This is a genomic window from Verrucomicrobiia bacterium, assembly GCA_035577545.1.
GTDB lineage: Bacteria > Verrucomicrobiota > Verrucomicrobiia > Palsa-1439 > Palsa-1439 > Palsa-1439.
The window spans coordinates 58,418-71,842 of record DATLVI010000026.1 but is presented as its reverse complement, the minus strand read 5'-3'; the positions used below and the strand labels follow the sequence as shown (position 1 = coordinate 71,842).

Sequence of the window (13,425 nt, the reverse complement as noted above, 5' to 3'; positions counted from 1 at the left end):
ATTTGTCGAAAAAATTCTCTGGCTTTCGTTTCTTTGTGCTGGTGTAATTGCGCGCGCAGGTTCATGGTAGCGTGCAGTAGCTCTTCTCGGAGCGGAATGGGGGTGAGGTGGAATGGCAGCGAAGAAAAAAGGCAAGAAGAAGGGTGGCAAGAAGAAGAAGTAATGTTGGTTCCATATTTGCGGGCTTCACTGGTGGCGTCGAAACTTGGCGTCCCCGGTGATGCCCGCAAGACCACCTCCCCCTCCGAAGAAATCATTTGGTCCTTTCGCCGCTTTCCTTCACGTCTTCTTGGATTCTGCTAATATCCATCCGTGTCAGTATTCTTATTTTGGCTCGCACTGGTAACGCTCCTCTCGGTGTTGGCGACGGCCGTCGAGTTTGCCCATGGCAACCGTTCGTTGTCGCACCTGGGGTCTATCGCGCCATTTCAAGGCAGCAAGCCGCCGAAGGTTTCGATCGTCATCGCCGCCCGCAACGAAGTGCGCAAGATCGAGAAGGCATTGCAATCCATCCTCGCGCAGGACTACCCAAACCTTGAATTCATCGTCGTCGATGATCGTTCCACGGACGAAACCGGAACGATTCTCGACCGCCTGGCGAACAAGGACTCGCGCATATATGTCGTTCGCATTATGGAATTGCCCAAAGGCTGGCTCGGCAAGAATCACGCCCAGCATTTTGGGGCGGAACGCGCGACGGGCGACTTGATTCTCTTTACGGATGCCGATGTGGTGATGGAACGTTCGGTCATCAGCCGCGCTGTCAACTACCTGCACCACGAAGAACTCGACCACCTGGCCATCACACCGCACCTGCAAATGCCTGGCCTCTTGCTGGGCATGTTCGGCGGAGCGTTCGCTCTGTTCTTCGGTCTGTACGCCAAACCGTGGAAAGCGCGTGATCCAAAAAGCCCGCGGCATATCGGCATCGGCGCATTCAACCTCGTGCGTGCTGAAGCCTACCGCGCCATCGGCGGTCATCGGGCAATCGCGATGCGGCCGGACGATGACATGAAACTCGGCAAGCTGCTCAAGAAACACGGTTTCCATCAGGACGTCGTTCTTAGCGACGGGCTCATCACAGTTGAATGGTACAGTTCGGTGGGTGAATTGATTCGTGGCCTGGAAAAGAACACCTTCGCGGGCGTCGAATACAATCTTGCTATCGTCGTGGCTTCCAGCATCGCTCAACTCGTCGTGTTTGTCTGGCCGCTTGTGGCGTTGGTGATCACTAACGGCGCGACCTGGTGGCTGAACCTCGCGATCGTCGTCGCGCTCGCAGCGCTGTACATGGACAACGCGCATTGTCACGGGGCGAAACGCTGGCATTGCGTGGGCTTCCCGGTTACGGCATTGTTGTTTCAGTACATTATCTGGCGCGCCACGCTGAAAACGCTGTGGAACAATGGGATTGACTGGCGTGGTACGCATTATTCGTTGCCGGAACTTAAGGCCAACAAAATATGAGCATCAAAGCAGACTTCAAATCGCTGGGACGCGAGGAACTGGGCCAGCGCCTCCGCGACCTTGGCGAACCGGCGTATCGCGCCGACCAGATTCTGCAATGGGTCTATGAGAAACGGGCCGAGTCGTTCGCGGGGATGAGCAACCTGTCCGCCCCTTTGCGGCAAAAGCTGGCCGACAGCTTTACCTTGGACGCCGTGCACGCGCTCAAGACGCGAAATGCCACCGACACGACGGAAAAATTCCTCTTTCAACTCCGCGACCACTCGCTCATCGAAACCGTACTGATTCCCGCCACCCCCGGGTTGACCAGCAGCAGCGACCGCCACACCGTCTGCGTTTCCACACAGGTCGGCTGCGCGTACGGCTGTAAGTTCTGCGCGAGCGGCCTTGACGGCATCAAGCGCAACCTCACAGCCGCCGAGATCGTAGATCAGGTCTTGCAGGTCCAAAAGCTCAGCGGCGAAAAGGTCAACAACATCGTCGTCATGGGCATGGGCGAACCGCTGGCCAATTACGACAACCTGATGCGTGCGTTACGGATCATCAACGCGCCGTGGGGCCTCGGCGTCGGCGCGCGAAAGATCACGGTGTCCACCGTCGGTCTCGTGCCGCAGATCAAAAAGCTCGCCGACGAACCGATGCAGCTTCGCCTCGCTGTCTCGCTGCATGGTGCGACTGATGAAGTCCGCGAGAAGATCATGCCCGTGAACAAGAAATATCCACTGAAAGAACTCCTCGACGCCTGCGACTACTACGTGAATACGAAGAAGCGCATGATGACATTCGAGTACATCCTCATCGAAGGCGTAAACGATTCCCTCGAGCAGGCGCACAAACTCGGCGCTGCCGCCCGTCGCCTGCGCGCCAAGGTCAACCTCATCCCCTGCAACCCCGTCGAGGGCCTCCTCTGGAAGCGACCCGACCGCGACCGCTGCAAGATGTTCCAGCACACGCTGCAAACGCACGGCATCACGAGCACCCTCCGCCTGGAGAAAGGCACCGACATCAACGCCGCCTGCGGCCAGTTGCGCCTGCAGCATGAGCAGGGCGTTAAGACTACTCGGCATGACGAGCACGACGGTTGACCTTTCATGTAACCTTCCCCGCCCTTGCCGCGTCTTGTACTGGTGAAAGGGGTACAAGAAAATGAAGGCACATACAAAAGCATTGATCGCCGCGGGCGCGGTCGCCGTAGCTACAGTGGGCGGCTTCTTCGCGTTCCTCGCGCACGCGGACACCACCAACGACGTGGGCCTCAGCAAGGGTCGTTTCGCACGAAGACTCGCGCAGCTTGGCGTGACGTCCGACCAGGAAGCGGAAGTGAAGACCATCCTCCACAAATACCAGCCAACTGTCGGGCCGCTGATCGAACAGGTCGTGGCCGAGCGGCGCGCATTGCGTGACGCCATCCGCGCGGAGACCATCGATGAGACCGCGATCCGCGCGCAGGCCGCGAAAGTCGCCTCGCTGGAGGCCGACCTGGCGGTGCAGCGCGCCCATGTTTCGCACGACATCCGCGCCGTGCTCACGCCGGGCCAACTGCAAAAACTCAAGGACATGCAGGTCAATGTTGACGCGCGCATTGATGGATTCCTTCATCGAGTTGCCAATCGCATCGCGGCAGATTAATAATGGTCGCGCGATGAGCGCCGCCATCGATGAACCGACGGACAAACTCCTCATTCAGTCCACCCTCGCGGGCGACGATGAGGCGTTCGCGGAGTTGGTGCGGCGGCACAAGCGCAAGGTCTTCGGCATCGCGGCCCGCTTTGCGCGCAACGACCACGAACTCGACGATATTTGCCAGGAGATCTTCGTGAAAGCGTATCAGAAGTTGAACAGCTTCCGCGGTGAGGCCCCGTTCGAGCACTGGGTCTCGCGCATCGCCGTGCACGCCTGTTACGATTTCCTGCGCAAGACCCGGCGTGACCGGGAGAACGTGTCCCTCGACGGAATCGAGATCGGAGTGCGGGACAATGTCAGCGCCCGTGACGCGGCCGAGGTCCTGCAATGGGCGATGGCCCGGCTCTCGGCGGACGAACGACTGGTGATTACGCTGCTGGAGCTAGAGGAAAGGTCCGTGCGCGATACGGCGGAGCTGACGGGTTGGAGCGAGTCGAACGTAAAGGTGCGCGCGTTTCGCGCGCGTCAGGCCCTGAAAAAGATTCTAGAGGCAAGCCATGAACGATGACCAACTGAATAAACTGTTCGCCGCCGCGCGCGGGGTCAAACCTGACACGTCGCGCGCCGAGTACGGCTTTGAGACGCGCTTGATGGCCCACTTGCGCACGGAACGGGAACAGGCCGTGCCGTGGTATGCGTTCGCTTGGAAACTGGTTCCCGCATTCGCCGCCATCGTCGTGGCGCTCGGGGTGTGGACATATGCCGGTTCTAACATCACCGACCTCCAAAGCGCGATCGCCGGCGATCACGAAGAAAATGCCCTGGCGACCTATGTGACAGGAGGATCACAATGAAGAACTGGAAAGCAATCGTCGGCGTCATTGTGGTCTTCGTGCTGGGTGGATTGGCCGGGAGCATCACCACTATCGCCGTGGTCCGCCACCGCCTTGTGCACGGGCATGGCGACCAAATGATGGCCGATATGATCGTCCGCCGGCTGAGCTGGGAACTGCGGCTGGACCGCGACCAGCGTGTCCAGTTGCGCACCATCGTCGCCGAGGGCCAGCAGGAGATGAAAGTCGTTCGCAAACAGATCCAACCCCAGGTGGAAGACATTCTCACCCGCTCCGAAGCCAAAGTGCGCGTCGTGCTTCGGCCCGACCAGCAGGAAAAATTCGACAAACTGATTGCGGAGCGCAAGGCGCGGTGGGCACAATCGAAGGATGGCTGAGCGGTTCGAGTTTTTTGAGCACACGGCGGACATCGGCGCCCACATTTATGGCGGAACGCTGGAAGAATTGTTCCGCAATGCCGCCGCGGCGCTTTTCGAGGCGTTCGGGTCGCTGCAGAAATCGGGAACTGCCGGCCAACGATCCGTGGACCTAAAAGCTGGTTCACCGGAGGACCTCCTGCACGATTGGCTCTCGGAATTGCTCTACGAAGTGGAATCCAACCACGTCCTCTACGATGATTTTGAATTCCTTCATCTCAATTCCCAGGGTTTGAAAGCCATGCTGCGTGGCGGGCCCATCGACTTCACCCGCTCGCAGACCACCGAAGAAATCAAAGCCGTCACCTACCACCAATTGCGCGTCGAGCAACTGCCCAACACCTCTTGGCGCGCCACCGTGATCTTCGACGTCTGAGTGTGCTTGTTTTTCCCTTGCGCAGCGTCTCGTGTCTGTTACTACTCTCAACTAGATGTTGGTTTTTCGTCCCAAATTATTTGACGCGCTACACGGCTACAATCGCGCCACCTTTTTGTCCGACCTCGCGGCGGGCGTGACTGTCGGCGTGGTGGCGCTGCCGCTGGCTATCGGATTTGCCATCGCTTCCGGCGTCGAGCCATCGCGTGGATTGTGGACGGCGATCATCGCCGGTTTTGTTATTTCCGCGCTCGGCGGCAGCCTTGTGCAGGTGGGCGGGCCGACGGGCGCGTTTGTGCCGATCCTCTTTGCGATCGTGGCCAGGTACGGTTACGACGGGCTGGTGGTGGCAACGATCATGGCGGGCGTCATGCTGGTGGCGATGGGCGCGCTCAAGCTCGGCAACCTGATCAAATTTATCCCCTACCCCGTCACGTCCGGCTTCACCAGCGGGATCGCCGTGATCGTCTTCGTCGGCCAACTCAAGGAGTTCCTCGGATTGACGGTGAAGATGCCCGCGCACACACCCGAGCAAGTCTCGGCCATCGCCCAAAACCTCGCACAGACGCAGTGGCCCGCGGTGGGGCTCGGCGTGCTGGCGCTGGCGATCCTGATGCTCTGGCCGAAGGCGTGGCGCCGCGTGCCCGCCTCGATTGTGGCGGTCGTTGTGACGACCGTACTGGTCGCGGTTTTTCAAATCGATGTTCCGACCATCGGTTCGAAATTCGGCGGCATCCCGCGCGGCCTCCCGAACATTTCCTTCCCGAAACTCAACTTTCTGGAGGTGCAGGAACTAATGATTCCGGCGTTGACGATCACGATGCTGGGCGCGATCGAGTCGCTCCTGTCAGCGATTGTGGCCGACGGCATGATCGAATCGCGCCACGATTCCAACCAGGAATTGATGGGACAAGGGGTCGCCAATGTGCTCTGCCCGTTTTTTGGCGGCATCTCGGCGACCGGCGCGATCGCGCGCACCGCCACGAACATCCGCAGCGGCGCGAAAACGCCCGTGGCCGGCATGATCCATTCCATTACCTTGCTGCTCATCGTCCTGATCGCCGCGCCACTGGCGAAATCCATTCCGCTGACCGCCCTGAGCGCGGTGCTGTTGGTGGTCGCCTATCGCATGGGCGAATGGGAAAACTTCCCCGAATTATGGCGCGGGCCGAAGAGCGATTTCATGGTGCTGGTGGTGACGTTCGGGTTGACGGTGGTTTTCGATCTCACGATTGCTGTCGGCGTGGGGCTGACGATGGCGGGTGCCCTGTTCGTCAAGCGCATGGAGGAGATCACGCAGATCCGGCTCGTTACCGCCGACAGCGAACTGGACGTCGGCGGTGGCTCCATTCGGGACAAAGAAATTCCCAAAGGCGTGCTCGTCTATCGGATCGAGGGCCCGTTCTTCTTTGGCGCCGCAGAGAAACTCGAGGCCGCCCTGGAACGATACTCGACCGTGCCGCGCGTCGTAATCTTCCGCATGCGCACCGTGCCGGCGGTCGACGCGACGGGTTTGCACGCCCTCGAGGTCATGCTCGACAAGTTCCATCGCAAGCGCACGCAACTGATCCTGAGTGGCGTCCAACCGCAGCCGATGAAAGTGCTCTTCAATGCCGGGTTCATCGACAAGATCGGCCTGGACAACGTCTGCGCCAACATCGACGCGGCGTTGGCCCGGGCGGGCCGGCTTGTGGAAGGTACTTCTCAGGAAGGGAAAGCCGCGCCGTAGAACGCGGTTCAGTGGTCGTCAATACACGTCGTCGATCTGGTCCTTGCCGTCTTGCTGGGTCGGGATCTCAATGCCCTTGATGTCGCCACCTTTTCCCTCGTCTTCCTTGTGGGCGTAGTAGTATCCGCGGGAGTAGTAGCTGTAGTAGTAGGGATAATAGTGATAGTAGCCAACGCGACCGGGTTCGAGGTTGTTCAGGACAAAGCCGAATACCTTGGCGCCACGGCTGACCGCCGTCATCTTCGCCACCCGGACGTAGCGCCGTGACGTGCGGCCCGCCCAAATGATGAAGAGCACTCCGTCCACAGCCGATCCGAGGATGGCGCTGTCGGCGATGCCCATGACGGGCGGACAATCCACGACCACGCGGTCGTAGTGCTTGTACGCCCAGTCCAGGAACTCCTTCAAGCGCCAGCCAAGGAGCAGTTCCGCCGGGTTGGCAGGATAGGCGCCACAGGTGATGACGTCGAGCTTGGCGACGTCGCCGCGTTTGATCACCTGCTCCGCTGTCGCCTCGCCCAGCAGGATGTCGGCGAGACCCTTGTCCTTCTCGAAGCCGAAATACTTGTGGATTTCGCCGCGGCGCAGGTCGGCATCGATAAGCAACACGCGGTCCTCCACCTGGGAAAAGCCGATGGCGAGATTCACGCACGTGGTCGTCTTGCCCTCGCGCGGGACAGCGCTGGTCACGAGCATCGAGCGCAGCTTCTCGCGCGGTGTGGAAAAGATGATGGCGGAACGCACCACCCGATAGGATTCCGCCACGCCGCCCTGTTGCTTCAGCTTGTCGAGGCGATGTACGCTGAGGTCATCGGGGTTCCACTGTGCTGCCGGGATCATCCCGAGGAATGGCAGTTGCAGGTCCCGCTCCACCTCCTCCGCCAGCTTGATCGAATCGTCGATGTACTCAAAGAAAAACGCGATGGCCAAACCGAAACCCAATCCCAAAAATGCCGCAATCAACAACCCCCTGACCTTCTTGGGATAGACAGGCTCGCCTTCAAGGATGGCGGGCTCCGAGACGGAAATGGTGCGGGCGTTAAAGCCTTGTGACGCATCGATCTTCATCAATTGGTTCAGCAGGGCGTTATAGAGGGACCGGGTTCTTTCGACGTCGTCATGGATGGTTTGGCCCAGCAGCACGGATTTGCTCCGCTCCATGCCCTCCTTCTTGGCGTCCTCCAGGCCCTTCTCCGCGTATTGAACCTGGGCCTCCAGGGAACTGATTCTCGCATTCTGGATGTCACGCGCGAGCTTCATCTGAAACCGGATATTCTGGTTTACATCGTCCAACTCCTGTTGCGCAGTGACTACGGCGGGGTGCCGACCCTTGAGGGTCCTCGACAAATCCTGGATTTTCACCTCGAGACCGGCTCGCCGCTGCTCGAGATCTACCAAGGTGTGCACCAGGACCTGATCCGAGGTAGCCGCGGCAACCGAGGCAATGGACTGCGCCAGGCTCGCGTCGCCGGAGTTTCTCCTGGCATCAAGCGTGAGATTGCCCACGGAGGCCAGGAGGGAATCCGCGTTGGTGGTCGCATCTGATGGAAATTTCGCGGCCGGCTCGACGCCGTCTCCAGTGCCTGTCAACATCCCGAGTGAGTTGGTGCCGTCCGCTTCCGCAAGCAACCCCCCCGGTGGCAGCGCCACGCTGCCGGCCAGATTGGTCTCGGCGGATATTCCGTGGGCTGCCGAATATTGCTGGGACTGCTGGGATTGGTCCAGGAGCGCTATCGCGGCCGCCGCATTATCCTTATCGAGGGCATTGGCCACCGCCTTTGCCCGGGCCAGTTGTTCCTTGAGCGACGCAAAATCCGCGAGGTTCATGTAGAACGAGCGCCACCAGACACCTTCGGTCCCTTGCATCTGCGGCAAGTCGTGCTCCTTCGCGTACTCAACATATCGCTCCTGGGTTCCCTTCAATTCCTGCCCCAGCCGGTTGATCTCACGCGTCAACATTAGTAGCGCCGACTCTGAACTCTGGGAGCGCTGCTCGTCACGGTATCGGAGGTATTCCTCGCAAAGCGCGTTAGCGAAGTCCTTCGCGAAATCCGTGGATGGACTGTCGACCGTGACCTGTAGAATGGAGGAACCGCGGACGACCTGGACCTTCAGATCGAACAGATTCTCATGGATTTCCTCGGTCGTCTTCCGCAACCGTTGCTGGACGCGCCGCAACATGGTCTGGCCCGTGAGGATGTCGATCTCGGTTGCGTAGAAACGGCTCTCGTCCTCGCGGAGCACTTCGGAAACTGGCAGCGACCCGCCGGCGTTGGTGACGCGCATTTTCGCGTTGGCCTGGTAAATCGGCTGGCGCGTGAACAGAAAGGCGGTGGTGCCGGCCATGCTGAGCAAAAAACAAATCAGGACGAGCCATTTCCGCTTGAGCAGGACAACGATGTACTCCTTGATGTCGACGCTCTCGGACCGGTGCTCCCCGCTGTTCTGGCTTCCGCCGCTCTGGTTGATCATAGACAATTCCGCGCCCCGACTAAAAGTTGATCAGTTTTTCGGGTACGATGATCCAGTCCCCGTTTTGCACTGAAATGTCCTTTTCAAATTCGCCCCGCTTCATGATTCGATCCACGTCGACATACGTGATGGACTTCCTGCCCGCTTCATTATAACGGATCAATTGCACCTTTCCGCCGTTCGCGAAAGTTGCAAAATTCCCCGCAGCGATGATCGCCTTGGTCACGGTAAACCTTTCGTCCTTTGGCAGCAGTAGCGGCCCGGGCCGGTTCACGTTGCCGATCACGTAAATCACCCCGCCCCCGGCGCCAAGGGGTACCGCCTCGACCGCGACGGTCACCGTCGCCTTTTGAAAATAGTCCTTCTCCAAACTCTCACGGATTTTCTGCGCCACTTCATCTGGCGTGAGGCCTTCCACTACGATCCGTCCGAGCGGCGGATAGTCGATCGCCCCGCTGGTCGGAACCAAATACGCGCGATTCAGGCTGCGATCCTCGTCCACAGTCACGCTGATGGTCACCCCGGGCACAATCACTCTGGGTTTGGAATTTGTCGCAGTCGTTGCATTCGTTCCCGCGCTACTGTAGGCTGTGTCCTTGGTGGCAGAGGCGAATTTCTCAGGAGACAAGTCCTGTATGGATTGGATAGACTGGCACCCGGCGAACAAAAGACAAAAAGCGGCAACCGTGAAAACCCATTTCATCAGCCTACAATCATATCGGCGGCCTCCGGCTCCGTCAAGCGGACGCCCCGCAGCTTTTTCATTGGCAACCATAGTCACAAAACCAGAAACTCCTTGACTACAAATGATTTCGACACAAAACCACCATCAACAACTCAAAGCCCTTCTCTCCCAAAGCGACTGGGACAACGCACAAGCCTTGTGGCTCGAATTAGCAGAGCAATTCCCTGACCAACCCGAGTTTTTGCTCCTGCTTGTGAAAGAATTTGCCGACGCCGGCCAGCCCGCACTGGCCGCAGAGCTGGCTTCGCTCATAGCTGGGAATATCAAGGCTGCTGGCAAGCATCATGAATGGTTGTATGCCCTTAAGCTGCAGACAGAAGCGCATCCAACCGATAAGCACCTTCGCGCCGAGATCACCGAGGCGCTCACCGAGATCCATGAAAAGGATGCGCGTCTCAAGACGATCCTCACGGTTACCGAGCTTGATCAAAATCGTACACCTCTTCCGGCAGCACTGGCCAGAATCGACACACTGTTGGCTCTCCAACCAGATGCCTTTTGCCAGCATAAGAGTTGGGGATTTGGCCGCGTCAAATCCTTCGATACCACGTTGGGTCAGATCGTCGTCGGTTTTGCGCACAATCCCTCCCATTCAATGCAGCTTGCGTATGCCGCTACGAGCCTCACACCTGTAAGCCAGGAGCATGTTGAAGTCCGCAAGATAATTGACCCGGAGGGTCTCAAGCGACTCAGCACCGAAGACCCCGTCGCTTTGCTTCGCCTCGCGCTCCTCAGTCTCAATCGCTCCGCCATTGCCGACCGCATCGAATCCATGCTCTCGGGCTCGGTTGTCCCCGCGGATCAGTGGAAGAAGTGGTGGGACAATGTCCGCAAGCTGGCAAAGAAGGATCCGCATTTCGAGCTTCCCCTGAAAAAGACTGACCCGATCGTGCTGCGGACAGCGCCGGTTTCGCAACAGGATGAAATCCTAGAAGCGTTCCGAGATGCCAAAGGCCTCATCCAAAGGACCGCTGTCGCGCGTGAATTTCTCAAGCGTATCGATGAAATGGACAACGCCGATCTCCTGATCCAAGAGTTCCAGGACGCGCTGCTGGATGCGCTCAATAAAACGCCGGTGAGTCGCCAGCCCGAGCGCATCGAAGCCGCCGTCGTCCTCGAACAACTCGGTCGCCGCCGGCAAACTGCCGTGGAAGATGCCGGCGCTTTTCTCACCAACCTGCTCGCGGGGATCCACAATCTGTCGGCGCTGCTCGACGACTTGAGCACGTCCGCGCAGAAACGTGTGCTCGCGGTCCTCAAGACCTCCGCGCCCGACCGCCTGTTCCGCGAGCTTAATCGGTTCTCCACAAAAGTCCTCGACGAAATTCCCGATCTGTTGGGCCAAAATGCCGGCGCAATTAAACAATGGGTGCATAATCAAACTGCGGGCGCGGAGCTGTTGTGCTGGATTTGCCGTAATGTCTCAACACCGGCTTCCCGCAAGGCCTGGCCCTGGCTCGATGATTTTCAGACTCCCGAGCTTTTGCTGGCCGTTGTGGAAGCCATTGAGTCGGCACCAACCAAGTCCGCCAATAAGAAGCTTCGTGATGTGCTCTTCGAGGAGGGCGAATTGGTGGCCGATCTCCTCGCCGCAGCTGACACCGAAACGGTGCGCAACCTGACGCGCCTGATCTTGTCCAGCGGCGCAATCGAGGAACTCGACCGTCGTTCGCTCATGGCGCGCATCGTCAAGGAACACCCATTCGTGCAGGAATTCCTCATCTCGAAGACCGTCAAGGAGCAACCGATTGTCGTCTCGTGGGCCAGTTACCACAAACGCATGGCCGAACTCGAGGATATCGTGCAGAAGAGGATTCCGGCGAACAGCAAGGAAATCGGTCTCGCCCGCAGCTATGGGGACCTGCGCGAGAATTTTGAGTTCAAGGCTGCCAAGGACACGCAAAAACTCCTGATGCGCCGCCGCGCCGAACTCGAAAGTCTCCTCTCGCGTGCGCAGGCCACCGACTTCGCCGACGTCAAGACCGATCTCGTCAGCATCGGAACCAGCGTCACCGTTACCGACCTCGGTGCCAAGCAATCGCTCACCTATCACATCCTCGGCGCGTGGGACAGCGACCCCGCCCGCGGCATCATCAGTTACCCCGCCGCTCTCGCCCAGGCCCTGCTCAACAAACACGCCGGCGACACCATCGAATGGAAAGGCGACGCCGGCCCGCAGACATTCCGCGTCGACCGGATCGAGAAAGCGCCCGCGGAGATTTTGAACGCACTATAACAACAGACTGACTGTATCTTTTCACGGCAACCAGCGAGCCGCAAGGTGGGGGTCGAGCGCGTCGGATGATTTTGGCGGAAGTTTCGTGACAGCTTCACGCAGTCTTGGTGCGAATTCACTGCGGGCGAGTAGTACCGACGTGTCATCGGCCCGGATTACTTCGTACCCATGCGCGCGCAGGTCCGCGGGCGAAAGCTGTGTCGTACGTAACTCCAGGATGATGAAATCCACACGGTATTCTCGCAGAAGCCGGTCCCAGTCCGTGCCGGTCCTGTGGAAAAATCTTTGGTTCATCTCAAAGGTCGCGTCCGGGTATGTTTCCTCGTACCGCCCATCCATCGAGACTTTGATCCGGGGTGCCAGCCGCCATGAAGCATAGCTGCCCCAGCGAAACGGCACCGCAAGATTTCCTTTCACCGCGGCTTGGTCGAGCGCCGCGACCGCGCCGACCGGATAGAAACTCAGTGGCACAATGGGTTGCAACGAAGCCTGTGGCAGGAATTCTATCGCCACGAAGATCGCCAGGACGACATGGATCGCCAGAACCGTGACGAGTGGCACCCGCCGACACCAACGCTCGGCATATGGTCCGAGATACACAAGGACCGTCAATCCAAAAAACGGCGCGTGGCGTCGATGCAGCCATGCCGCAATGGCCGTCAGCGCCAGCATTGTCAATCCCAACGCGGTGCGTTGTTTCCATTCCCCGACAATCGCCACGAGCGCGATAACGAACAGAATGCGGAATCCGAAATAGGGATCACCGCCCCAGAAGGGCATCGGGCCCCACTCGGTGATGTCCATTCGCGGATGTAGCCAGGCGGGCACGAGATACGTCCAGTAATGGACTCCATACGGATTGATGCACGTGACGGTAGCGGCGGCCAACAATGTGAGGAGCATCGTGCGCGTCCGCACCGACGCCGCGTAGACGCCCATCGCAATGAGCCCGACCACGAATCCGCCGTGCACATTCGCCCACACGAGCACCAGGGGCGGTATGACGAATGCCAGCCACTGTCGCCCAGTGCGCATTTCTTCGAGGCACAACAACGTCAGCGCAAAGAACAGATACGTCAGCGCGTGGCTACGTATCACGGTCACATAGCCGGGTAACACGGTCACCGCGCAGGGAATCGCCAGCAGCAACAGCGTGGACCAACCGGTTCCGCTGCGTCGCGCAGCAAACAGGCACAAAAGAATTGCCGCGCACGCCGTAGTGATCTTCAGCAGCATAAGGGACACGGGACCAAACGTATTGAGCAGCCAGGAGAAAATAACGCCTGCGCCCCATTCGTGATCGATCCATTCGGGCAGGGTCGGCGTGAACGCGAACACATCGTGGCGCATCAGGCTGCCGGTTCGCCACACACGCGCGCCCACGGCCAGCCGCGCCCACAAATCTCCGTCGACGATGCGGTGATACGCTAGCACGACCGCGAACGCGAACCCGCCCACGATCAGCGTGGCCAGCGCCCGCTGTTTGTCGCTGCGCATGCGGCGTACT

12 protein-coding genes are annotated in these 13,425 nt (G+C 59.3%); 9 read left to right on the top strand and 3 right to left on the bottom strand.

Annotated elements, in window-relative coordinates:
• Positions 1-312 precede the first annotated feature (312 nt).
• The 8 genes from VNL17_09150 (at position 313) to VNL17_09115 (ending at position 6,465) form a co-directional block, all read left to right on the top strand.
• Positions 313-1,467, top strand: a complete 1,155-nt coding sequence (locus VNL17_09150; GenBank protein HXI84243.1) for a glycosyltransferase family 2 protein — start codon at positions 313-315, stop codon at positions 1,465-1,467.
• Positions 1,464-2,552 (top strand): 23S rRNA (adenine(2503)-C(2))-methyltransferase RlmN, encoded by a 1,089-nt coding sequence (gene rlmN, locus VNL17_09145; GenBank protein ID HXI84242.1) that lies wholly within the window; start codon positions 1,464-1,466, stop codon positions 2,550-2,552. Before VNL17_09150 ends, rlmN begins: the two co-directional genes overlap by 4 nt.
• 61 nt (positions 2,553-2,613) lie before the next feature.
• A complete protein-coding gene (locus tag VNL17_09140; GenBank protein ID HXI84241.1) occupies positions 2,614-3,096 on the top strand; it encodes a Spy/CpxP family protein refolding chaperone in 483 nt (160 codons plus the stop codon).
• A complete protein-coding gene (locus VNL17_09135) occupies positions 3,053-3,658 on the top strand; it encodes an RNA polymerase sigma factor (GenBank protein HXI84240.1) in 606 nt (201 codons plus the stop codon). Before VNL17_09140 ends, VNL17_09135 begins: the two co-directional genes overlap by 44 nt.
• Positions 3,648-3,944 (top strand): hypothetical protein, encoded by a 297-nt coding sequence (locus VNL17_09130; protein HXI84239.1) that lies wholly within the window; start codon positions 3,648-3,650, stop codon positions 3,942-3,944. Before VNL17_09135 ends, VNL17_09130 begins: the two co-directional genes overlap by 11 nt.
• Positions 3,941-4,321: a hypothetical protein gene (locus VNL17_09125; protein HXI84238.1), complete on the top strand. Its 381-nt coding sequence runs from the start codon at positions 3,941-3,943 to the stop codon at positions 4,319-4,321. Before VNL17_09130 ends, VNL17_09125 begins: the two co-directional genes overlap by 4 nt.
• Positions 4,314-4,736, top strand: coding sequence for an archease (locus VNL17_09120; GenBank protein HXI84237.1), 423 nt, complete (start codon positions 4,314-4,316; stop codon positions 4,734-4,736). Before VNL17_09125 ends, VNL17_09120 begins: the two co-directional genes overlap by 8 nt.
• A gap of 55 nt (positions 4,737-4,791) precedes the next feature.
• Positions 4,792-6,465 carry a SulP family inorganic anion transporter gene (locus VNL17_09115; GenBank protein HXI84236.1) on the top strand — a complete coding sequence of 558 codons (1,674 nt, stop codon included), beginning with the start codon at positions 4,792-4,794 and terminating at the stop codon, positions 6,463-6,465.
• 18 nt (positions 6,466-6,483) lie between these two features.
• Here the strand turns inward: VNL17_09115 and VNL17_09110 are convergent, their stop codons facing one another.
• Together VNL17_09110 and VNL17_09105 are read right to left on the bottom strand one after the other, a co-directional pair.
• Positions 6,484-8,937 carry a polysaccharide biosynthesis tyrosine autokinase gene (locus tag VNL17_09110; GenBank protein ID HXI84235.1) on the bottom strand — a complete coding sequence of 818 codons (2,454 nt, stop codon included), beginning with the start codon at positions 8,935-8,937 and terminating at the stop codon, positions 6,484-6,486.
• 19 nt (positions 8,938-8,956) lie between these two features.
• On the bottom strand, positions 8,957-9,640 hold the full coding sequence (locus VNL17_09105) for a polysaccharide biosynthesis/export family protein (GenBank protein HXI84234.1): 684 nt from the start codon (positions 9,638-9,640) through the stop codon (positions 8,957-8,959).
• A 103-nt stretch (positions 9,641-9,743) separates the two neighbouring features.
• Here VNL17_09105 and VNL17_09100 point away from each other — a divergent pair, with 103 nt between their 5' ends.
• Positions 9,744-11,918 (top strand): GreA/GreB family elongation factor, encoded by a 2,175-nt coding sequence (locus VNL17_09100; GenBank protein ID HXI84233.1) that lies wholly within the window; start codon positions 9,744-9,746, stop codon positions 11,916-11,918.
• 21 nt (positions 11,919-11,939) lie between these two features.
• On the opposite strand, the gene VNL17_09095 is transcribed toward VNL17_09100, so the two are convergent.
• On the bottom strand, positions 11,940-13,415 hold the full coding sequence (locus VNL17_09095) for a hypothetical protein (protein HXI84232.1): 1,476 nt from the start codon (positions 13,413-13,415) through the stop codon (positions 11,940-11,942).
• Positions 13,416-13,425: the final 10 nt, after the last annotated feature.

Bases quoted from the DNA above. Each gene is read 5' to 3' on its own strand.
- VNL17_09100 (HXI84233.1), top strand. From the start codon at position 9,744: ATGATTTCGACACAAAACCACCATCAACAACTCAAAGCCCTTCTCTCC.
- VNL17_09130 (HXI84239.1), top strand. From the start codon at position 3,648: ATGAACGATGACCAACTGAATAAACTGTTCGCCGCCGCGCGCGGGGTC.
- VNL17_09115 (HXI84236.1), top strand. From the start codon at position 4,792: ATGTTGGTTTTTCGTCCCAAATTATTTGACGCGCTACACGGCTACAAT.
- rlmN (HXI84242.1), top strand. From the start codon at position 1,464: ATGAGCATCAAAGCAGACTTCAAATCGCTGGGACGCGAGGAACTGGGC.
- VNL17_09120 (HXI84237.1), top strand. From the start codon at position 4,314: ATGGCTGAGCGGTTCGAGTTTTTTGAGCACACGGCGGACATCGGCGCC.
- VNL17_09105 (HXI84234.1), bottom strand. From the start codon at position 9,640: ATGAAATGGGTTTTCACGGTTGCCGCTTTTTGTCTTTTGTTCGCCGGG.
- VNL17_09135 (HXI84240.1), top strand. From the start codon at position 3,053: ATGGATTCCTTCATCGAGTTGCCAATCGCATCGCGGCAGATTAATAAT.
- VNL17_09140 (HXI84241.1), top strand. From the start codon at position 2,614: ATGAAGGCACATACAAAAGCATTGATCGCCGCGGGCGCGGTCGCCGTA.
- VNL17_09110 (HXI84235.1), bottom strand. From the start codon at position 8,937: ATGATCAACCAGAGCGGCGGAAGCCAGAACAGCGGGGAGCACCGGTCC.
- VNL17_09125 (HXI84238.1), top strand. From the start codon at position 3,941: ATGAAGAACTGGAAAGCAATCGTCGGCGTCATTGTGGTCTTCGTGCTG.
- VNL17_09095 (HXI84232.1), bottom strand. From the start codon at position 13,415: ATGCGCAGCGACAAACAGCGGGCGCTGGCCACGCTGATCGTGGGCGGG.